The organism is Azorhizobium caulinodans ORS 571 (genome assembly GCF_000010525.1).
Classification (GTDB): Bacteria; Pseudomonadota; Alphaproteobacteria; order Rhizobiales; family Xanthobacteraceae; genus Azorhizobium; species Azorhizobium caulinodans.
In genome coordinates this window covers 716,754-736,562 of the sequence record NC_009937.1, presented here as the reverse complement: position 1 = coordinate 736,562, position 19,809 = coordinate 716,754, and the positions used below count along the sequence as shown (strand labels likewise).

General features: G+C 65.5%; 20 protein-coding genes. All 20 read right to left on the bottom strand.

The window, feature by feature from the left end:
- Window positions 1–106: 106 nt before the first annotated feature.
- On the bottom strand, window positions 107–955 hold the full coding sequence (locus AZC_RS03390) for a CheR family methyltransferase (RefSeq protein WP_173362988.1): 849 nt from the start codon (window positions 953–955) through the stop codon (window positions 107–109).
- Window positions 955–2,193, bottom strand: coding sequence for a protein-glutamate methylesterase/protein-glutamine glutaminase (locus AZC_RS03385; protein WP_012169195.1), 1,239 nt, complete (start codon window positions 2,191–2,193; stop codon window positions 955–957). Before AZC_RS03385 ends, AZC_RS03390 begins: the two co-directional genes overlap by 1 nt.
- Window positions 2,190–2,573, bottom strand: coding sequence for a response regulator (locus AZC_RS03380; protein WP_012169194.1), 384 nt, complete (start codon window positions 2,571–2,573; stop codon window positions 2,190–2,192). Before AZC_RS03380 ends, AZC_RS03385 begins: the two co-directional genes overlap by 4 nt.
- A gap of 28 nt (window positions 2,574–2,601) precedes the next feature.
- On the bottom strand, window positions 2,602–3,084 hold the full coding sequence (locus tag AZC_RS03375; protein WP_012169193.1) for a chemotaxis protein CheW: 483 nt from the start codon (window positions 3,082–3,084) through the stop codon (window positions 2,602–2,604).
- Window positions 3,081–5,873 (bottom strand): hybrid sensor histidine kinase/response regulator, encoded by a 2,793-nt coding sequence (locus tag AZC_RS03370; RefSeq protein ID WP_012169192.1) that lies wholly within the window; start codon window positions 5,871–5,873, stop codon window positions 3,081–3,083. Before AZC_RS03370 ends, AZC_RS03375 begins: the two co-directional genes overlap by 4 nt.
- A 206-nt stretch (window positions 5,874–6,079) precedes the next feature.
- Window positions 6,080–7,753 carry a methyl-accepting chemotaxis protein gene (locus AZC_RS03365; RefSeq protein WP_043878839.1) on the bottom strand — a complete coding sequence of 558 codons (1,674 nt, stop codon included), beginning with the start codon at window positions 7,751–7,753 and terminating at the stop codon, window positions 6,080–6,082.
- Between the two features lie 35 nt (window positions 7,754–7,788).
- Entirely contained in the window at window positions 7,789–8,304 is a 516-nt protein-coding gene (locus AZC_RS03360) for a hypothetical protein (protein WP_012169190.1), read from the bottom strand.
- Window positions 8,301–8,771 carry a hypothetical protein gene (locus tag AZC_RS03355; protein ID WP_244421784.1) on the bottom strand — a complete coding sequence of 157 codons (471 nt, stop codon included), beginning with the start codon at window positions 8,769–8,771 and terminating at the stop codon, window positions 8,301–8,303. Before AZC_RS03355 ends, AZC_RS03360 begins: the two co-directional genes overlap by 4 nt.
- Before the next feature lie 11 nt (window positions 8,772–8,782).
- Complete coding sequence (locus AZC_RS03350; protein ID WP_012169188.1) at window positions 8,783–9,388, bottom strand: rod-binding protein; 606 nt, start codon at window positions 9,386–9,388, stop codon at window positions 8,783–8,785.
- 53 nt (window positions 9,389–9,441) lie between these two features.
- On the bottom strand, window positions 9,442–9,873 hold the full coding sequence (locus AZC_RS03345; protein WP_012169187.1) for a hypothetical protein: 432 nt from the start codon (window positions 9,871–9,873) through the stop codon (window positions 9,442–9,444).
- A gap of 3 nt (window positions 9,874–9,876) precedes the next feature.
- Entirely contained in the window at window positions 9,877–10,626 is a 750-nt protein-coding gene (gene fliR / locus AZC_RS03340; RefSeq protein WP_012169186.1) for a flagellar biosynthesis protein FliR, read from the bottom strand.
- Window positions 10,623–12,704 (bottom strand): flagellar biosynthesis protein FlhA, encoded by a 2,082-nt coding sequence (gene flhA / locus AZC_RS03335; RefSeq protein WP_012169185.1) that lies wholly within the window; start codon window positions 12,702–12,704, stop codon window positions 10,623–10,625. The genes fliR and flhA overlap by 4 nt, the downstream gene beginning before the upstream one ends.
- Window positions 12,705–12,988: 284 nt before the next feature.
- Entirely contained in the window at window positions 12,989–13,255 is a 267-nt protein-coding gene (fliQ, locus tag AZC_RS03330; RefSeq protein ID WP_012169184.1) for a flagellar biosynthesis protein FliQ, read from the bottom strand.
- Window positions 13,252–13,668 (bottom strand): flagellar hook assembly protein FlgD, encoded by a 417-nt coding sequence (gene flgD / locus AZC_RS03325; protein WP_012169183.1) that lies wholly within the window; start codon window positions 13,666–13,668, stop codon window positions 13,252–13,254. The genes fliQ and flgD overlap by 4 nt, the downstream gene beginning before the upstream one ends.
- A 68-nt stretch (window positions 13,669–13,736) precedes the next feature.
- Window positions 13,737–14,147, bottom strand: a complete 411-nt coding sequence (gene flbT, locus AZC_RS03320) for a flagellar biosynthesis repressor FlbT (protein ID WP_012169182.1) — start codon at window positions 14,145–14,147, stop codon at window positions 13,737–13,739.
- Complete coding sequence (gene flaF / locus AZC_RS03315; protein WP_012169181.1) at window positions 14,144–14,491, bottom strand: flagellar biosynthesis regulator FlaF; 348 nt, start codon at window positions 14,489–14,491, stop codon at window positions 14,144–14,146. The genes flbT and flaF overlap by 4 nt, the downstream gene beginning before the upstream one ends.
- Before the next feature lie 20 nt (window positions 14,492–14,511).
- Complete coding sequence (locus AZC_RS03310) at window positions 14,512–15,570, bottom strand: flagellar hook-associated family protein (RefSeq protein ID WP_012169180.1); 1,059 nt, start codon at window positions 15,568–15,570, stop codon at window positions 14,512–14,514.
- Window positions 15,571–15,579: 9 nt separating this feature from the next.
- Window positions 15,580–17,037 (bottom strand): flagellar hook-associated protein FlgK, encoded by a 1,458-nt coding sequence (flgK, locus tag AZC_RS03305; RefSeq protein ID WP_012169179.1) that lies wholly within the window; start codon window positions 17,035–17,037, stop codon window positions 15,580–15,582.
- 36 nt (window positions 17,038–17,073) lie between these two features.
- Window positions 17,074–18,366: a flagellar hook protein FlgE gene (locus AZC_RS03300; RefSeq protein WP_012169178.1), complete on the bottom strand. Its 1,293-nt coding sequence runs from the start codon at window positions 18,364–18,366 to the stop codon at window positions 17,074–17,076.
- 108 nt (window positions 18,367–18,474) lie between these two features.
- Window positions 18,475–19,797, bottom strand: coding sequence for a flagellar protein export ATPase FliI (gene fliI, locus AZC_RS03295; protein WP_012169177.1), 1,323 nt, complete (start codon window positions 19,795–19,797; stop codon window positions 18,475–18,477).
- Window positions 19,798–19,809: the final 12 nt, after the last annotated feature.

Genomic DNA, 19,809 nt, shown 5'->3' with positions numbered 1-19,809 from the left:
TCGCGTGCGTCATCCACAGGTAAGATGAGCCTCAAATAATCAGTTGCGCAAATAAAAACGGCCCCGACTGTCCGCCGGGGCCGCTATCCTTGGGTTTATGTGCCCGTCAGCGGGAGGCCATGGCCGCAGGCGCCGCAGCGGCCGGAACGTTCGGCACATAGAAGCCGCGCTGGTTGGGCAGCGGCTTGTAGGCGTCGCCGAGGCCCATCACCGTCTCCGCACCGCCGAGCACCAGATAACCGTCCGCCGCCGTCACCTTGGCGAGCCGGTTCAGGATGTCGGTCTTGGTCGGCGCATCGAAATAGATGAGCACGTTGCGGCAGAACACGATGTCGAACGTGCCGAGGCCCACGAACGGGTTGAGCAGGTTCAGCTTGCGGAAGGTCATCATGGTCTTCAACTGGGGAGAGATCTCCCACATGTCGTCGACTTTCTTGAAGTACTTCATCAGCATCTGGATCGGCAGGCCGCGCTGGACCTCGAACTGGTTGTAGCGGCCGGAGGCGGCCCGCTCCAGAACCTCGTTCGACAGATCCGTGCAGAAGATCTCCACCCGGCGCGAGCCGACGAGATGCGGATTTTCCTTCAGCGTCATCGCCAGCGAATAGGGCTCCTGCCCCGTCGAGGCGGCGGCGCACCAGATGCGCAGGGGCGCGCTCGGCGAGCGGGCGGCGTGCAGCTTCGGCAGCATGATGCTGGTGAAGACCTCGAACGGGGTCTTGTCGCGGAAGAACAGCGACTCGTTCGTGGTCATAGCCTCGATCACGGCCTCGGCCACGGCGGACGAGGAATTGTCCCGCAGCACCGCCGCGAGGCGACCGAAATCGGCGATCTCGAACTTGCGCAGCAGGGGAACGAGGCGGCTCTCGAGCAGATAGTGCTTGTCGTCCGACAGGATCAGACCGGAGTGCTGCTTCAGGTACTTCTTGAAGAATTCGTAGTCGGCGGCGCTGATCATGCCCGTCCTCCCGTCAGCAAGCGAGACACCTTGCGGCCGATGTCTGCGATGGAGAGAACTTCGGAGGCGTTCCCCATCTGGACGGTCGCACCGGGCATGCCCCAAACGACGCTTGTTTCTTCGTCTTGCGCAATCACGCTGCCACCGGCATCGGCGATACGGCCGGCGCCCTTGGCCCCGTCACTGCCCATTCCGGTCAGCACGACCGCCAGCGCGTTGCGGCCGTAGATTTCCGAAACGGTGTCGAACATCGGATCGACGGCCGGCTTGCAGAAATTCACCGGCGGCCCGTCATGCAGGCGGATCACCTTGTCGTTGCCGGACTTCTCCAGCACCATGTGCTTGCCGCCCGGCGCGATATAGATGTGGCCAGGCTTCACCACCTCGCCATCAATGCCTTCCGCCGCCGGACGCCCCGCCGCACGTCCCACGTGCTCGGCGAGAATGGCGGTGAAGGTGGCCGGCATGTGCTGCACGATCACCACGGGCACGTTGGCGATGGACGGCCCGATGTCGGTGAACAGGCGCGTGAGGGCCTGCGGCCCGCCCGTGGAGCTGCCCACCGCCAGCACGGTCACCGGCGACATGGAATAAGGCCGGCGCTTGTCGTTCACCTTCGGCTTGGCGAAGGCCGAGACCGGAGCCGCGGGAGCCGCTCCCGCCGCAGGTGCCGCGGGCCGGGCCGGTGCCGGCGCAGCCGCACCCGCAGTGGCCGGAGCTGCGGCAGGCGCCGCAGCCGCGGACGCGGCAGCAGCGGCCATCACGCGCGGCAGGCTGCCGCGGCGACGCACGCGCTGTCCAAGGCTGCGCACCTTCGCGGTCAGGTCGCGGCGGAACTCGTCGGCGGCCGAGATGCCGCGGCCGGCGTCCGGCTTCGGCACATAGTCGGCCGCACCGAGGCTCATCGCCTTCAGCGAGACTTCCGCCCCGCGCCGGGTCAGCGTGGAGGCCACCAGGACGACGGTGTTCGGCTTTTTCTCAAGGATGAGGGGCAGGGCCGTAAGCCCGTCCATCTCCGGCATTTCGAGGTCGAGGATGACCACGTCAGGCAGCGACTTCTGCACGTCGTCCACGGCGCGGCGGCCGTTGGCGTGCGTGGCGACGACCCGCAGGTCTGGCGATTCCCCGAGCCAGTTGGATAGGATTCCGCGAATGAAGACACTGTCATCCACGATCATCACGCGGATCGGATCTTCGACGGCTCCCGTATCCGCTGAAGGCGCGGAAGTGCTCATGTAGCGGGTGCCTTCTCCAGCAGGCCGACTTCCTCAAGCTTCTCGCGCAGGATGTCCTGATCGAAAGGCTTCATGATGTATTCGTTGGCACCAGCCTCGATCGCGCGCGTGATGTGCTCGATGTCGTTGTTGGTGGTGCAGAAGATCACGCGCGGCACGTCGCCGCCCTCGGTCTTGCGCAGGAGCTCGAGGAACTCGATGCCTTCCATGACGGGCATGTTCCAGTCCAGCAGGATGCCGTCCGGCATGGCTTCCTCGCACGCCTTCAAAGCCGCCTGCCCGTCGGCCGCCTCACGCACGTTGAAGGACAGATCCTCCAAGATGCGACGGGCCACCTTACGCACCACGCCTGAATCATCCACCACTAGGCAGGTCTTCATGTTCCTCTCCTGAAATTCGAGGCGGCGCTCAGGCGGCGCGCGCCGTGTTGAGCCGGCCAAGCGCCAGGTCAACGTCGAGGACCAGCATGAGCTGCCCCTTCAGCCGATAGACGCCCGTGACGATATCGGCCCAGTGGGGATCGAGATTCGTCGGATTCGTCTCCTTGCGGGCCGGATCGAGGACGAGCACTTCGCCCACCTCGTCGATCATCAGTCCGAAGGATTCGCCGTGATGCTCGATGCCCACCGCCATGCGGCGAGTGTCCTCAAGCGCCGGCAGGCCGAGCATGCTGCGCATGTTGATCATGGTCACGATGCGGCCGCGCAGGTTGAGGACGCCCTCGATCTCATGGTTCGAGAGCGGCACCCGCGTGATGTGGTCCGGTACGAAGACCTCGTGGACCATCTCGATCGGCAGGCCGAAGAGCTGCGGCCCGATCCGGACGGTCACATACTGGGCGCCCGCGCCGGTGTTTTCCTGTCGTGCGAGGACGAGACTGGTGCTGGTCATGCCGCCTCTCCATGGGCAGTGCCGGCGAATTCCTTCAGCGCGGCGATGAGACCGGGACGGTCGAACTTGGCGATGTAGTCAGTGAAGCCGGCCACGCGGGCCCGCTCGATGCTCTCCGAAGAACGGTCGCTCGACAAGGCGATGATCGGCAGGTGGGCGGTCGCCGCATCCGCGCGCAGGGCGCGGGCCAGCTGGCAGCCGTCCATGTCGGGCATCTCCAGATCGCTGACCACCGCGTCGAAGCGGGCGCCGGCGGCGATCTTCTCGAGCGCCTCGCGGCCGGACGAGCAGGCGGTGACCTCATAGCCCGTGCCCTTCAGCACCGGCTCGATGAGGTTGCGGTAGAAGAGGCTGTCATCCACCAGCAACACCTTGCCGAAGCTGGTCTGCTTCTCGCTGTCATGCCGCTCGAACCAGTCGCCGAAGGCGATGGACAGGAAGTGGCCGACATCGAGGATCTCGGTCGCCTGGCCGTCGATGATGGCCGCGCCGAGCGCATCCGGCGCATCGGAGGAGAGCTGCATGTCGAGGCGGGCCTCGACGATGTCGACAATCTCGTCCACCACGAGACCCATGACCTTGCCCTCGTCGGAGAAGATCAGCATGGGCTGCGTGCCGGTGGTGGCGCGCTTCACCTTGTCGTTCACGTGCACCAGCGGGATCAGCGCGCCACGGTACTGGATGACCGGGTGGCCGTTGACCGTCTCGACCTTCTCGAGCTCCAGCTCCTCGAGGCGGGTGACCAGCGAGAGCGGCACCGCCTTGATGTCGTTGTTGCCGGCGCGCAGCAGGAGCAGCGAGGTGGTCGCCCCCTGGTCGCGCAGATGGGCAGCACCGTCGGCACCCAAGTTGGAACGCTCCTCTTCGGGGCTGGCCGCCACCTGGGCAAGACCCGCCGGGTCCACGATCATGATCACGCGGCCGTCGCCGAGAATGGTCGAGCCCGACACCATCGGCAGCTGACGGAGCACCGAGGACATGGGCTTCACCACGATTTCCTCGGTGTGGGAGACCGCGTCCACCACCACGCCGAAGGTCTGGTTGCCCACCTGCATCACGGCGATGAGGAGGTCGTCCAGATTGTCCTCGCCCTGCGGCGCCATGCCGAGCAGCTTGCCGAGGTTCACGATCGGCAGCAGCTTGTCGCGCAGGCACAGCACCGGGGATTCCTTCAGGCGCTTGACCTGATGCTCGGAATTGGGCTGCACGCGGACCAGCTCGATGACCGCGCTCTGCGGCACCGCGAAGCGCTCGCCCGAAGCCTCGACGATGAGGGCCGGGACGATGGCGAGGGTAAGCGGGATCTTGATGACGAAGGTGGAGCCGGCGCCCTGCTTGGAGCGCACTTCCACCGTGCCGCCGATCATCTCGATGTTCGAGCGCACCACGTCCATGCCGACGCCGCGGCCCGAGACGCTGGTCACCTTGGCGGCGGTGGAGAAGCCGGCCGCGAAGATGTAGCGGAACACCTGCTGGTCGGACATCTTGGCCAGTTCGGCCTCGGTGGCGAGACCGTTGTCGAGCGCCTTTTGCTTGATGCGCGCGACGTCGAGGCCCTTGCCGTCGTCGGAGATCTCGACGATGACGTGGCCGCCCTCGTGATAGGCCGAGAGGCGGATCGTGCCCTTCTCCGGCTTGCCGGCCTTGCGGCGATCCTCGGGCATCTCCAGGCCGTGGTCGGCGGAGTTGCGCACCATGTGGGTGAGCGGGTCCTTGATCTGGTCGAGGACCTGGCGGTCGAGTTCAGTCTCGGCGCCGATCTGCTCCAGCTCGATCTGCTTGCCCAGCTCCTGCGCCAGATCGCGGACGATGCGCGGCAGCTTCTGCCAGGCATTGCCGATCGGCTGCATGCGGGTGCGCATAACCGCTTCCTGCAGCTCCGCCGTCACGTTGGACAGGCGCTGCAGCGGGACCTTGTATTCGGAGTCTTCCTGGCGACGGGCGATCTCCATCAACTGGTTGCGGGTCAGCACCAGCTCGGAGACCATGGTCATCAGGTGTTCCAGCACACTCACGTTCACGCGAATGGACTGGGACGAGACGCTGCCGGCGTGATCGTCGCCGCGCGCGGCGGGGGCCGCCTTGTGCTCATCCTCGGCGGGCTTGCGCGCCACCGCGGTGGAGGGCGCCGGGGCCGGAGCAGCGGCGGCCGGAGCGGGCGCCGGAGCCGTGGTGGCCGGAGCGGTGCTCTTGGCGGTCGCCGGCAGGGCGGCCTTGGCCGGCTCGCTGACCGCGACTTCCTTCTTCTTGGCGGCCGGCTTCTCGACCTCGGTCTCGCGGAAGATGCGCTCCAGCTCGTCGAGCGGGATTTCGCCCGGCAGCAGATCGCGCTCCAGCTGACCAGAGAAGCCGCTGGACGCCGCAGGCGCGGCGGGCTTGGGCGCCTCGACAACCGCGACCGGCGCGTTGTGGGCGTTCTCGGCCATGAGTTCGAGCTGCCCGATGAGGTCCTGGTCGGACCCTTCAGGCTCGGAGCCGCCGCGCGCCTCGAGCTCGGCCAGCAGTTCCTTAATGCGGTCGATGGTCTGGAGCACCAGGCCCACCGCATCCGTGGTCACCGGCGCGCCTTCGCGGAACTTGTCCATCAGCGTCTCGGCCGCATGCGCAAGCGCCGCGAGGCGGGACAGGCCGATGAAGCCGCAGGTGCCCTTGATGGTGTGGACCAGACGGAAAATGTTGTTCAAGATCTGAGCATTATTCGGATCTTGTTCGAACTTGACGAGCTCGACGTCAGCCACGTCGAGGCTCTCGTTGGTTTCCGTCAGAAACTCGCGCAGCAGATCATCCATCTGTCACTCCAGCGGGCTGGCATTCAAGCGCCCCTGTGTTGCCAGGCGGTGCCGGGACAAGCCCCGGTCCATTCCCGGTTTGCACCGAGGCCGTACCGCACGGTACCGCCCTGGCGACACAGGAGTGGAAGAAGGTGGTCCGTCCTCAGGGCCCGCAGGCCCTTCGGACATTCCCCCCTCTCCCGTGAGGGTTAAGCACGGAGCGGCTAGGCCGCGCGGACCCGTGCGACGAAAGTGTCGACCTGGCTGCGCAGGCGGCTTGCCTGCGCCGAGAGATCGGTTGCGGCGTGCACGATGTCGGTCGAGACACGCCCCGTGGCCTGAGCCGCGGCGGAAACACCGGTGATGCTGGAGGAGACCTCCTGCGTGCCCTGTGCCGCCTGGCTCACGTTCTGTGCGATCTCTCCGGTCGCCGCGCCCTGCTGATCGATGGCGTTGGCGATGGCCGAGGAGATGTCGTCAATCTTGCGGATGGTGTCCGAGATACCCTCGATGGCCCGCACCACCTCGTCGGTCGCCCCCTGCACGGCGGAAACCTGAGCCGAGATTTCGTCGGTCGCCTTCGAGGTCTGCTCGGCGAGCGACTTCACTTCGCTCGCCACCACCGCGAACCCCTTTCCGGCATCGCCGGCGCGAGCCGCCTCGATGGTCGCGTTCAGCGCCAGGAGGTTGGTCTGCGAAGCGATGTCAGTGATGAGCTGCACCACCTGTCCGATCCGCGTCGCGCTGGCGGAAAGCCCGCGCGCCACGTCTGCCGTCTTGGCTGCCTGCCCGGTGGCCTCTTCCGCGATCTTCGCGGCGGTGGACACCTGGGTACCGATCTCGCGAACGGAGGCAGCCAGTTCTTCCGCAGCGGAGGCTGCCGTCTGAACGTTGCTTGTAGCTTCCTCCGCCGCCGCGGCGACGACGGTGGACTGCCGGGAGGTCTGGTCCGCCGAGGCGCTCATGGTCGCGGCGTTGCGCTCCAGCGTGGACACGGCCTCGGCCACGGTGCGGACCACACCGGAGACCTCGCGATCGAATTCATCGGCAAGCGAATGCATGGCCGCGCGCTTGTCGCTCTCGGCCCGGACCGCCAGCTCGCGCTGCTCGATCCGCAGCCGGTCGGCCTGGCGCAGTTCCTCCAGCAACTGCTTGGTGGATTGCCACAGGTCGCCGATCTCGTCCTTCGAGCGCTGTGCCTCGACGGCCACGTCCAGCTCGCCGGAAGCGAGGCGGCGGAGCGTCTCGGAGGCGCGGCGCAGCGGCCGGCTCATGGTCCGCGTGCCGATCCAGATGGCGATCGAACCGCCGATGAGGAGGCCGACACCGGTGAGAATCACGAGGCGCCACCAGGTTTGATTCTGCAAGCCATCGATGCGCGCACGCAGAGGCTCGAGTTCATTGCGGATCTGGTCCGTCAGCCGGTCCACCGAGGCCTGGAGGGCGCGGCGGTTGGCGCGGTTCGCATCATTGTTGCCCTGCACATTGGCGGCCTGCGGGCTCACGCTCTCGCCGAGGCGCGCCGTCTCCACCCGGAACTCGCGGAACTTGGCGAGGTCGGAGAGCACCGCATCCACCGCCTGCGCGTCGGTGTTGCCGCTGAGGCGCTTCAGCTGCGCGGCGAGTTGGTCCACGTTATCGAGCTGCTTGCGCAGGCCGGCGGCGAAGGGCTTGGCGGCCGCGATGTCGGGGGCGGCATAGATGCCGCGGGATTCCATGACGACGGCGGTGATCGCGCCGTTCAGCTTCTCAGCCACGAAGGCGCGCTGCGCCGTCGCGTCGAGCCGATCCGACGTGTTGTTCAACTCGTTCAGCGCACTCAGGCCCATGACGCACACGATCAGCGTGGTGAGACCGAGAATGCCGACGATGCTGTAGATCTTCCCCGCAATCTTCATTTTCGTTTTCCTCTCCGTTCCTCCCTGGCTTCGGATCAATGGCTCGGCTTAGCATCGCCCTTGTCTTGGCCTTTGGACGATTGTTGCTGTTGGTTAGCCACCGTCCGTATGTCGTTCTTGTCGACGTAGTTGATGCCGTCGATCAGGATTTCCTGGATCACCGGCCCGTTGAGGCGGGCGTTCACCTTCTCCTTCACGCGGTCGGTCATGTCCTTCAGATTGTACTTGGAGATTTTCCCAGACTCGACACGACCGTTATTATAGATTTCCGAGAAGGCGTCGTTGACCACAAATACAACCGGATCGACACTTAATTTCTTGAGCGTCCCGGCGTCGGCGGTGAAAACGAGCTTTGCGATCACATAGCCCTTCACCTGGCCGTCCATGATCATCGGCACGGTGATGGTCGGCACGCGCTTGTACTCGAGCCCTGGCAGGTAAGGGTCTTCCGCCTTACCGAGGTTGGCGCCCGCTGCCCAATAGGCCGCGCCATAGCTCGAGGCCAGCGTCACCGCGCATACCCAGACGCCGATGACCACGAACTTGATCATGCCGTGCGTCCCCCGAGCAGCGCGGTGCTGTAGGTGCCGTCGGACTCAGCGGCCCGCAAAGCCCCATTCAAAATGGTGGTAATTTCGCGCGCCGCAGCCAGATGCATGGCCAGAACCTCGCAGTTGCGCGTGAGCTTGGCCTTGATGCCCGTCAAGCGCTCGCCAAGGCTCGAATCCACGTCGTCCGGCAGGCCACGCAGCGCCCGGCTGAGCTCCAGCAGGCTGCGGCTCTTGCGGCGGTTCATCTCCGCCAGATCGACAGGCTGGTGGGCCTCCAGAGCGGCCGTCTCCTGATCGATCACGATCTCCAGCCGGTCGAGCGAGCTGACCAGCGTCGCCATCTCCGGCGACAGGGCGGGCTGATCGGGGGCGTTCAGCTCGGCGATCGGCGCATCCACGTCGGTCCAGGCGAGCTGGGCCGCAAGAGAGAAACCAAGGCTTTCGCCTTCAACGGACTTGTCGCTCATTGCAGCCATCCTCAAATGGAAATGTCAGTGCCGGTGGTGGTCGTATCCTTGTCGGCCTCGCCGCCCGACGGCTGGACCGTCGTCAGCCGGGCCGCCGCGGCGGTCGGCGCACCGGCCACCTGGGCGCCGCTCACGGTGCGCATCTCGGGATGGCGCGCCGCGATGGTCTTGGCGATGCCGATGCCGCCCGCTTCCGCCACCTGGTCACCCATCTTCTGGGCCAGCATGGAGCGCCAGACATTGCCGGCGTTGCCGGCGCCATAGACCGCCGTGGACTTGGGCAGCATGCTTTCCACGAACGTGGAGAGCACCATGGCCTCGAACTTGCGCAGCGGGTCGTTGCCCGCCTTCGCCATCAGCTCGGAGGCGGCCTCGCCGGGCTCGGCGCCGGGCCGCTTCGACAGATTGGTCAGATTGTGCAGCGACGTGGTGCTGGTGGAGGCAAACGAGAGGCCTCCGGAAAAGCCCCCGGCAACGCCCTGCACCATCGTGTCGAACACGCCGGAGGACGCGGAGGTCGCCAGCCGCTGAAGGTTGGCGGTCACCTTCTGCGCCTTGGCCGGGTCCGCCGCCTGCATGACGTCGAGGACGATATCTGAGGGAGGTTGGATGGCCATCTCACACAGTCACGGATTGAGGAATGATCGGCCGTGACTGTCCGAAACTTTGCTTATGTGAGGCTTGCATCCCCCGGCGCGCCGGGGTCGTCGTCCTTCGCATGGGAAAGCCGGGCGGCAATCCCTTCCAGGATACCGGCGACCATGATGTGCTCCTGGTGCCGGTCATACTGGCGCGAGACGTTCTCGTGCATGCGTTCGGCCCGCTTCAGGCGCAGCGCCTCCTCGCGGACCTTGGCCTCCTGCCGCATCTGCTCCTGCGTCAGCCGGTCGGCCTCGGCGGCGGTCGCTTTCAGGCGGCGCGCCACCACTTCCACGAGCAGGGGGCCGAATGTGTCTTCGTTGAGCGTTTCGATGAGTTCGCTGCGCAGGCGTTCGAGGTCGGCCTTGGCGCGTGAAATATCGGCCATCCGCCATTCCGCCTGGCGGTGCATCTGTTCCTGAACGGCGACGATCCGGCCCGCCTTGCGCAGACGCTGCTTCATGCCTCACCCCGTCCTCAGGAAGAGATTGAACGCGGCGGAGAAGGCGGTCAACATCTGATCCGAGAGACCGTAAAGCAAAATGAGGCCCCCGAGCAGAATGAACGGGGCAGAAATGAAGTAAACCGGGATCTGCGGCACCAGCTTGTTGATGAGGCCGACCGCGAAATTGATGATGAGCGAGTAGATCAGGAACGGGCTGGCGAGGCGCATGGCGATCATCAGCGCCGCAGAAAGCTGGTCCGAGGCCTGGATGAGGGCGCCCCGGCCGCCAAAGCCCACCCCCACCGGGATCTGCCGATAGGAAGCGATGAGGCCCCGCAGCATCTCGTAATGCTGGTCGGTCAGGAACATCATCGTGGTGGCCGCCAGGATCATCAGCGTGGCCAGCGATGGCAGCACCTCGCCGTCTTCCGGCAGGCCCATGGGGGAGGACAGGCCGATGAACTGGGCGATGGCCACCAGCATCATCTGCAGCATGAGATAGAAGATGCGGGCCAGGGTTCCGATGATGGCCCCCGTCGCCATCTCGGTGCCGATGGACAGCAGAAGCTGCGCGGAATTGGCGTTGCGGATGAAATTGACGAGGTCGTCATACATCAGTGGCAGGATGGCGAGAGAGACCGCCACCGCCAGCAGCAGGCGGACGCGCACGGGCAGGCGATAGCCCGACAGGCCCGGCATCATCATGATGCAGCTCCCGATCCTGCAGAACACCAGGAAGGCGCTCAGGATCGAGACGTCCAGAGGGATCACGAGATGGTCCCGAGGGACTTGATCTCGACGCCGCGGGCGATCTCCACGTGCGAGAGCACGGGCAGCGAGGGGAACATGCGCTCGATGATCATGCGCACGTAGGGCCGCGCGTCGGGCGCACTGACCAGCACGAAGGGTTGCCCCTCCTTCATCTGCTCGCGCACCACGACGGAGGCATCGGTGCCGAACTGCTCCACGAGGCGCGGATCGATGTCGAACTCCACCACGTCGCCCTTGGCGTCGCGCTTGAGGCTCTGGTGGAAGGTGAGGTCCCACTTGCTGCCGAGGCGCAGCACCCGCAGCACACCGCCATCGGCAAGGTCGCCGCAGATTTGCTGGGCCATGCGCATGCGCACGTGCTCGGCCACCTGCTCGGAGCGGCGGGCATGGGGCACGATCTCGGCGATGGCTTCGAGGATGAGGTGCAGGTTGCGGATGGAGACTCGCTCGGAGAGCAGCAGCTTCAGCACCGCCTGGAGGCCGGAGTAGGAAATCTGCGAGGGGCAGATGTCCTCGATCAGGCGCTTGTACTCGGGATCGAGCCGGTCCAGCAGCGTGCGCATGTCCTTATAGGACAGGAGCTGCGGCAGGTTGTTGGCGATCACTTCGCTGAGGTGGGTCAGGATCACGGTGGAATTGTCCACCGCCGTGAAGCCCTCGCGCCGCACCTCGGCCTGATAGGCCTCCGCCACCCACATGGCCTTCATGCCGAATGCGGGTTCACGCACCTCGTCGCCCGGCACGTCCGGCTTGGCGCCGTCGCCGGTCACCACCAGCAGCTCGCCGATGCGCATCTCCTGCGAGGTCACCACGGTGCCGTGGATCTTGATCTGGTAGGTCTTGGCCGGGACGTTCAGGCTCTCGGAGATCTTCACGTCCGGAACCACGAAGCCGTAGCGCTGGGCGAACTTGCGCCGCATCTTGGCGATGCGCTGGCCGAACTCGGTGGAGGCGCGGGTCATCACGCCGGCGAGCTGCTTGTCGAACACCACCTCGATCTCGGCGGTCTTCAGCTGCTCCTTCACCGACTCGCGCACTTCGAGCGCCTGCTGCTCCTTGACCGCCTTTTCCTTGGCTTCCTTCTCGGCCTTCTCCTTGGCGAGCTGCTTGGGCACCGCATAGCCGACAAAGGCCATCAGACCGCCGAGGGCGGCGAAGGGGATGAGCGGCAGCCCGGGAACCAGAGCCAGCGCGAACAGGAGGCCGGCGGAGACGAACAGCGCGCGCGGATAGGCGCCGAGCTGGCCGAGCACCGCCTTTTCCGCCGAGCCCTTGGTGCCGCCCTTGGACACCAGCAGGCCGGCGGACAGCGACACGATGAGCGCGGGAATCTGCGAGACCAGGCCGTCGCCCACCGACAGGCGGGTGTAGATGTCCGCAGCATCGCCGATCGGCAGGCCATGGCGGGTGACGCCGATGATGATGCCGCCGAAGATGTTGATGGCGATGGTGATCAAGCTCGCCACGGCCTCGCCGCGCACGAACTTGGAGGCACCGTCCATGGAGCCGAAGAAGGAGCTTTCCTCTTCGAGCTCACTGCGCCGGCGCTGGGCTTCCTTGTCGTCGATGAGGCCGGCGTTGAGATCGGCGTCGATGGCCATCTGCTTGCCGGGGATGGCGTCGAGGGTGAAGCGGGCGCCCACTTCCGCGATACGCGTGGCGCCCTTGGTGATGACGAGGAAGTTCACCGTGACGAGGATCGCGAATACCACGATACCGATCACGAAATCGCCGCTCATGACGAGCTTGGAAAAGCCCGCGATGATGGCACCGGCGGCGTGCACGCCGTCCGCACCGTGCGCGAGAATGAGGCGCGTGGTTGCGACGCCGAGCGCGAGGCGCAGCATGGTGGCGAGCAGAAGGATGGTCGGGAAGGACGAGAATTCGAGCGGCTTCTGGATCCAGAGCGACACCATCAGGATCAGAACCGAGAGCGCGATCGACAGCGCAAGCCCGATATCGATGAGCAGCGGCGGGATCGGCAGGAAGAGCACCGCGAGAATCGCGACGATGCCAACGGCAAAGCCTATGTCGCGGCGTGAGCGCTGGTCTCCGGCGGTAAGCGAAACGTCGGCCATCTCATCTCATTCCCGGACGCCACGGCCACGCGGGGCCGGTGTCCTGTCTCTGCGCGCGACGTCCTCATGACGTCTGGGCTCGCAACTCCGGGCCTCGACCCGGCTGCATGTGCGACTGTCGGTGCCGGAGCCCGTCGCGACCAAGGCTTGCGCGCTTCGTCGTTGGGGTCAGGCGGCCAACGGCCTGGCGAGAACAGCCCCGGCGGGTCGCCGGAGCGGCGCCCGCGCCCGGAAGCGCAGGCGAATTGCGGGCCGGAACCGCCCGCGGGCGGTCCCGGCCGAACTCAGAAGCCGCTGGCGATGCGGCCGTAAATTTCTTCGGTGAAAGCCATGATCTGGCTGCCCATGAACGACCCGGTGAGTGCGCAGACCACCAGCACGGCGATGATCTTCGGCACGAAGGTGAGGGTCGCTTCCTGGATCTGCGTGAGCGCCTGGATGAGGGCGATGAAGATGCCCACCAGCATCGCCGCCGCCACCGCAGGCCCCGCCGCCAACAGGATGGTCCAGATGGCGTTTCGGACGACGTCGAGGGCGTCGGCCTCGTTCATCCGCTGATGCTCACCGAGGAGTCGAGCGTAACCTTGGAGCCGTCCTTCAGCGTCGCGATGGGCGCGCCGCCGCTGACGAGGCTCACAGAGGCGACGGTGCCGCTGACGGTCCCGTCGGCGCTGGTCACGGTCTTGCCGATGGCGGCATCCGCGGACTGGAGCGCGCTCGCCGAGAGCAGCGTGTCCAGCTTCTTGTTGGTGTTGGTCTGCTGTTCGACCTGCGAGAAGGAGGCGAGCTGCGACAGATAGGCCGTGGAGTCCATCGGCTGCGTCGGATCCTGGTTCTTCAGCTGCGCCACGAGCAGTTGCAGGAACTGGTTGTAATCAACCGTGCTCGCATTGCTGGCCGCGGTCGACGCGGCGGCCGCCGTGTTCGTGGACGTAGAGCTGGTGGTGCTCGCAACGGTGGTCATGTTGGTTCTCCTTCACGCACACAATGCCTGGCGAAGGTTGCGCGAAGCCGACCAGCGGCCCGGCCCGCTCAGGCAGCCTTGCTCCCACCATGGGCGAGGATGGCGTCCTCGATGACGAACAGCCCGCGCAGCGTGCGCAAGGCATCGAACGTCCGGCCGCCGATCACCTGAGTGGCGATCGTCTCGAGGCCTTCGAGCACCGTCTCGTTCTTGAACGCCTGGCGCAGCGCCGCCCACTGGGTGTGGAACAGGTGCCGGGCGGCCTCCGCATTCCGGGGATCCATGAGGATCGCCTGGATCACGAAATAGAGCTGGCGGAGGGGGGTCGTGGTGTCCTCCACCTGAAGGACGTGGCTTTCCAGGAGGAAAGTCGCGTCATTCATGAGTTCCAGAGTGACCTTGCGGTCCACACGCAGCACCGCGCCATTGATGAAAATCTTCTCACCCGGCCGCAGCGTGATCTGCATCGCCTTGCTCATTGAAGACCATCCCGGATGGTGCGGTTGATGTTGATGAGACCGGAGAAGTTGCTCGAGGACTGCTCCAGCACGCGGTCCGCCTCGCGGATGTTCCACAGACCGATCGACACGAGGTCGGCGCGCAGTTCGGGCGCCAGCTCGTTGTTGGCATCCGTGAGGTCCCGGATCAGAAGGCCCCACAGGCGCTGCAGGAACAGCATGGCAGCACGGCATTCGGGCGTGTCGAGACCCGCCGATTCCGCAGACACCAGGAGTTCGAGCGCACGATCGAAGGCGTCCCGCTCGCGCGCACGCGATTCCGTGGACGAGTCCTCCAAGATCTCCGCGTAGGAAAATTTGTACATCGCGGCGCTCCCTTTAGAATTCAGGCGTAGTTCATGATGCTGAGCTGCAGGAGCTTGGTCGTCGTCGAGTAGCTCATGCTCAGCTGGTTCGTAAGTGTATCGAGCTGCGTCTTGGCTTCAGCCGGATCCACGCTTTCGAGCGAGTTGATTCTGCTCTTGACGACGTCCAGCGTCTTGTTCAGCTCCGAATTGGCCGTCGTTACGCGGGTCTGGGACACGCCGATCGCGGCGGCCGTATTGGTCACGCCCGTCATGCCCGCCGACAGGGTGGCGCGAGACGTGTCCATGACCGTCTGGAGCGCGCTCATGTTCAACGAACCGACGCCCAGATAACCCATCATCGAATATGCCATGGCGAGCTTGCGCATGGCTGTGTCGTTCGCCGTGGTGGAGACGCTGACGTTCTCCGTCTGCGAGATCTGGCGCGTGAGATTGGTGCTGGACGCGTTGGACCACTGCGCCGCCCAGTTCGTGTCATTGAACAGCGCGGACGTGTTCGTATTGTCTTCCGAGAACACGTTGTTCAGGAACGTCTGCATCTGCCCGGAGGTGATGTTCGCCGCCTGCGGGTCCGAGACGGGGAAGCCGAACGCGGTCTGGAAGGCGGTCTGGATCGCGACCTGAGCGTTGGTCGCGAAGTCCTTCATGGGCGTCTGGCCGCTGTTGATGCCGCCGAACACATAGCGCGTGCCGTCAGTGGTGTTCAGCGACGACAGGAGCGAGGCGAGGCCCTGCTGACCTTCGAGCTGCATCTGTGTCACCGTCTCGGCGGACGCCTGGCTGCTCAGCAGGGTCTTCTGGTAGGTGCTGGCATTGTTCAGGATGTTGGTGAGGCCGGTCTGCGACCGGGTCATGATCGAATCCGTGAGGGAATTCGAATCCAGCAGGCCCTGCACCTGATTGTACTCGTGCCGCAGATCCACGCTCAGCGAGGTCTTGACACCGAGCTCGAGGCCGATGTCCGCATAGCGGCCGGTGGCGAGCTCAGTGTTCTTCTTCTCGATCTGCGTCTGCAGGGACGTGATCGACTTCATCGCCGACAGCGTCCAGGACATGGTGGAAATGTAGCTGCTCTGCATGGCTCAATCTCACCGGATGGCGCTGAAGAGCGCGTCGTACATGCTCTGCACGGCGCTCAGGATCTTGGAGGAGGCCTGGTAGCTCTTCTCCAGTTGCAACTGCGTGGCGTATTCCTGGTCCGTGTTCACGCCGGAGGCATTGGACACGGCCGTGGACGCCTGCGAGAGCAAAGTCTTCTGCGTCTCGGACTTGTTGGTGGTGGACGTGCGCAGCCCCTCCAGCCAGCTGACCGAGGACGAGGCGAACGTCTGGAGGCTCACGCCGCTGGTCAGCTGCGTGGTGCTCGAGAAGGTCTGCTGGGCCTTGATCGCGGTCTGCAGAGCCGCAAGGCGCGTGCCGAAGCTCGCGGCATTGGTCGTGTTGTAGGCGTAAGCGGCGCCGTTCATGCCGCCGTCGCGCAGCGTGCTGACGGATCCGCCCTTGGACACGACGGCCGCGGTATTCACCGTGATCGTCGCCGCCAGGTTGCGGGTCAGACCGCCGGCCACCGTAGTGTCGATGCCGTTGGTGAACAGGCCAGATTTGGCTGCCCCGCCGCCGCCCGACTGGTCGGTTTCCTGGAAGGCGCTGATCAGGCCGCGCGCGACTTCGTCGAGCTGGTCCTGATAGGTGACGGTCGTCACGTCGCGCATCTCGGCATAGCCGGCGATGGCGCCGGACTTGAGCGGCATGACGGACGAAGCGCCGGTGACGGCGACGCCATCCACATAGACGGCATTGCCGACAGTGGTGCCGTCGAAGGTGGCCGAAGGCACGAAGGTGACCGAACGCGGAGACTGGTCGAACAGCGTGGCTCCGCCGTCCGTATACAGCTTCATGTCGTTGTTCTGGCCGAGGACGGTGGTGACGCCCATCTCTTCCGAGAGCTTCGAAAGGACAGCGTCACGGGCGTCGAGCGCGTCCGAGATGTCGTCGCCCTTGACCGTGCCGGCGATCACCGCGTCGTTGGCGATCTTGAACTGCGAGAGCAGGTCATTCACCTTCGACACGGAATTGGCGATATTCGCATCAGCCTCCGCCCGCACCGACTGGACGGTGCGGGTCGAGGAATTCAGCGCGGTGGCGAGATTCTCCGCCGCGGTGATGGCCGCCTGGCCGAGCGTGTCATTGTCCGGCGCATTGGCATAGGACGACAGCGCCGTCTGGAAGGTCGACAGCCGGGCCGCCACCGAAGTGTCGGTCTCGGTATCGCCGATCGTGCTTTGCAGCGTCGTCAGGCCGGTGAGCAGTGCCGCGTACTTGGAGCTGTTGGACGTGGCGTCCAGCATCTTCAGGAAGAGCGCGGCGTCGCCCGCCCGGGCGACGACGACACTGGTGTTGCCCGCGTCCCCGGAGACCAAGTTTGCGTTCTTGCGCGAGTAACTGGTGTTGCTCGCATTCTCGATGTTCTTCGCCGACGTGGAGAGCTGCGTCGCCGTATTCAGCAACGAGTTCCGCGCCGTCGAAAACGCGCTGGTAAGGCTCATGATGGTCCCCAGGATCCGGAGGGCGAGGCGTCAGGATCAGCGCTTGAGGTTCATCAGAACGTCGAGCAGATCCGTCCCGGTCTGGAAGACCTTGGAGTTGGCGGTGTAGTCGCGCTGGGCGACGATCATGTCGGTGAGCTCGCTGGCCACGTCCACGTTGGAGTTTTCCAGCGTGTTGGACTTGATCGTGCCGACACCGGCCGATCCGGACAGGCCGATCTGCATGGCACCCGATTCCTGCGTCACCTGATAGGCGTTGCCGGAGACGGGCGTCAGGTTGTCCGGGCTCTTCACCGTCGCGACCGGGATCCGGTACAGGTTGGTGGTGTTGCCGTTGCCGTCCACCGCATAGACGATGCCCTGCGAATTGACCTTGATGTCGGAGGCCGAGGTCGCCGGGCTGCCGTTGGTCGGCGCCTTGATGCTGTAGTCGTTCGACAGCTGCGTCATGGTGCTGATGTCGAAATTCATCGTCTGACCGTTCGGCACCGTCAGCGACACCTTGCCCGTCGCGGGCGTCAGGAGCTGGCCGGTGGAGTCGAAGGTCAGGGTCTGGGTGGCCAAAGCACTGGAGCTGTACGGGAACGGCGTGGTGCCGCCGGTGGTCGCATCGGCCTGATTGTAGATGGCCATTTCCCAGCCGCCGGTGGTGGGCGGCGTGGCGGCGGGGTTCGCTGCGGCGGTCTTGGTGAAATAGACATCGAGGACAACCTGGTTGCCGAGGTTGTCATAGACCGACACGGAGCTCTTGTAGGTATAGGTCGCCGCCGCCGTGTTGCCGCCCGGCGTCGCGCCGCTGACCACCGCCGAGGTGGACTGCAGGTTCGCCGTCATGGTGCCGGACGTGGTGGGCACGGCCGCCAGAGCGATGCTGCCGATGTTGACCGGCACCATGCCCGCGGTGCTGTTCACCACCGGGGTGACATTGTTGCCCTTGCTGATGTCATAACCCATCAGCGTGTAGCCGGCGGTGTTGACGAGATTGCCCGTCGTGGCATCCACGGTGAAGCTGCCGGCGCGGGTCAGATAGGTCGAGCCGCCGCCGTCCTGCACGACGAAGAAGCCATCACCATTGACCATCATGTCGGTGGCCGAGGTGGAGCTCGTCGTGGTGCCCTGCTTGGAGATGTCGTACGAAATCTTGGTGTTCACCGAGCCGGAATTGTATTCCGAGGTGCTGCTGTCCACGATCAGGGACGAGAAGTCGGTGGTCGCCTTCTTGTAGCCGGTCGTGTTGGAGTTCGCGATGTTGTCAGAGATGGTGCCAAGCTTGTTGGACTGAGCATTCATGCCCGACACGCTGGTCCGCAGCGTCCCATAAAGGCTCATGGAAAAACTCCCGATGATATGGGCGCATTTCGCCCTGTCGTGGCCGGTACCCGATCCCAAATGGACCAGAATTAGCTTGTGCGAGGCTGCCAAACCCGCCTGCGCGGCTCACCCGCGGATGGCCTGAGCCAGTTCTCCGAAGGGATCCAGGGAGGGCGGGGAGTCGCTATACTGCCGCAGCGCCTCGTAGATTTTCGGAACGAGCGCCACAGCCTGATCGAGTTCCGGATCGCTGCCGGCGTGGTAGCCGCCCATCAGGCGCAGGTCGCGCGTGTCCTCGAAGCGGGCGACCATGGACTTGAGGCGCCGCACGAGATCGCGCTCCTCGGGGGTCCACACGTGATCGGCCAGACGCGAGATGGAGCCGAGCACGTTCACGGCCGGGAAGCGGCCCTGGTCCGCAATGGCGCGATCGAGCACGATGTGTCCGTCGAGCGTGCCGCGGATGGCATCGGCCACCGGATCATTGTGGTCGTCGCCATCCACCAGCACCGAGAAGACGGCGGTGATGCAGCCGGCGCCCTCGGTGCCGGGCCCGGCCCGCTCCAGCAGCTTCGGCAGCGTGGAGAAGACGCTGGGCGCGTAACCGCGCGCCACGGCCGGCTCACCGGCGGCCAGCGCCACGTCGCGGGCGGCGTGGGCATAGCGCGTCACGCTATCGATGATGAGCAGCACCGACTCGCCGAGATCGCGGAAATATTCGGCCACCGCCAGCGCCGACTGGGGCGCAAGGCGCCGCATCATCGGGCTCTCGTCGCTGGTGGAAACGACCACAACGGAGCGGTGGCGGTTCGAGGCGAGCGGCCCTTCGAGGAACTCGCGCACCTCGCGGCCGCGCTCGCCGACCAGGCCGACAACAACGGTATCGAACACCGCGCTGCGGGCCAGCATGGCAAGAAGGGTGGACTTGCCGACGCCCGAGCCGGCGAAAATGCCCATGCGCTGGCCTTCGCACAGCGGGGTGAAGAGGTCGATCACCCGGACGCCGGTGCGGATGCCCTTCTGGATGCGCTGTCGCGTCATGGCCGGAGGCGGCTCGGCATCCATGGGCATGCGGTGCTCGCCGCGGGCGAGAAGCCCCTCTCCGTCGAGCGGTACGCCGAGCGCGTTGATGACCCGCCCCTTCCAGGAGCGGTCCGGGCTGAGGCTGAGGGAGCCGGCCCGGAAGGCCACCGATCCCATGCCCACGGGCACGCGCTCGTCGAACGGCTTCACGGCGGCGCCGGCTTCGTCCACGCGAACCACCTCGCCGATGCGCGTGCGCCCGTCCTGGTCGATGCCCACGCGGTCGCCGAGACGCAGGTAGCTGGAGATGCCGCTGACGCGGAAATAGGTGGGCGTCACTTCCCGGACGATGCCGCCCACACGCAGCGGGGGCACGTCTTCCATGGCGGATTCAACGGCAGCCTGAAGACGGACCAGGGCATTCATCACGCCACCTCA

Excerpts from the sequence above, each read along its gene's own strand:
- AZC_RS03385 (WP_012169195.1), bottom strand. The coding sequence starts at position 2,193 with ATGAGCACTTCCGCGCCTTCAGCGGATACGGGAGCCGTCGAAGATCCG.
- AZC_RS03380 (WP_012169194.1), bottom strand. The coding sequence starts at position 2,573 with ATGAAGACCTGCCTAGTGGTGGATGATTCAGGCGTGGTGCGTAAGGTG.
- AZC_RS03375 (WP_012169193.1), bottom strand. The coding sequence starts at position 3,084 with ATGACCAGCACCAGTCTCGTCCTCGCACGACAGGAAAACACCGGCGCG.
- AZC_RS03370 (WP_012169192.1), bottom strand. The coding sequence starts at position 5,873 with ATGGATGATCTGCTGCGCGAGTTTCTGACGGAAACCAACGAGAGCCTC.
- AZC_RS03365 (WP_043878839.1), bottom strand. The coding sequence starts at position 7,753 with ATGAAGATTGCGGGGAAGATCTACAGCATCGTCGGCATTCTCGGTCTC.
- AZC_RS03360 (WP_012169190.1), bottom strand. The coding sequence starts at position 8,304 with ATGATCAAGTTCGTGGTCATCGGCGTCTGGGTATGCGCGGTGACGCTG.
- AZC_RS03355 (WP_244421784.1), bottom strand. The coding sequence starts at position 8,771 with ATGAGCGACAAGTCCGTTGAAGGCGAAAGCCTTGGTTTCTCTCTTGCG.
- AZC_RS03350 (WP_012169188.1), bottom strand. The coding sequence starts at position 9,388 with ATGGCCATCCAACCTCCCTCAGATATCGTCCTCGACGTCATGCAGGCG.
- AZC_RS03345 (WP_012169187.1), bottom strand. The coding sequence starts at position 9,873 with ATGAAGCAGCGTCTGCGCAAGGCGGGCCGGATCGTCGCCGTTCAGGAA.
- flhA (WP_012169185.1), bottom strand. The coding sequence starts at position 12,704 with ATGGCCGACGTTTCGCTTACCGCCGGAGACCAGCGCTCACGCCGCGAC.
- fliQ (WP_012169184.1), bottom strand. The coding sequence starts at position 13,255 with ATGAACGAGGCCGACGCCCTCGACGTCGTCCGAAACGCCATCTGGACC.
- flgD (WP_012169183.1), bottom strand. The coding sequence starts at position 13,668 with ATGACCACCGTTGCGAGCACCACCAGCTCTACGTCCACGAACACGGCG.
- flbT (WP_012169182.1), bottom strand. The coding sequence starts at position 14,147 with ATGAGCAAGGCGATGCAGATCACGCTGCGGCCGGGTGAGAAGATTTTC.
- flaF (WP_012169181.1), bottom strand. The coding sequence starts at position 14,491 with ATGTACAAATTTTCCTACGCGGAGATCTTGGAGGACTCGTCCACGGAA.
- AZC_RS03310 (WP_012169180.1), bottom strand. The coding sequence starts at position 15,570 with ATGCAGAGCAGCTACATTTCCACCATGTCCTGGACGCTGTCGGCGATG.
- flgK (WP_012169179.1), bottom strand. The coding sequence starts at position 17,037 with ATGAGCCTTACCAGCGCGTTTTCGACGGCGCGGAACTCGTTGCTGAAT.
- AZC_RS03300 (WP_012169178.1), bottom strand. The coding sequence starts at position 18,366 with ATGAGCCTTTATGGGACGCTGCGGACCAGCGTGTCGGGCATGAATGCT.
- fliI (WP_012169177.1), bottom strand. The coding sequence starts at position 19,797 with ATGAATGCCCTGGTCCGTCTTCAGGCTGCCGTTGAATCCGCCATGGAA.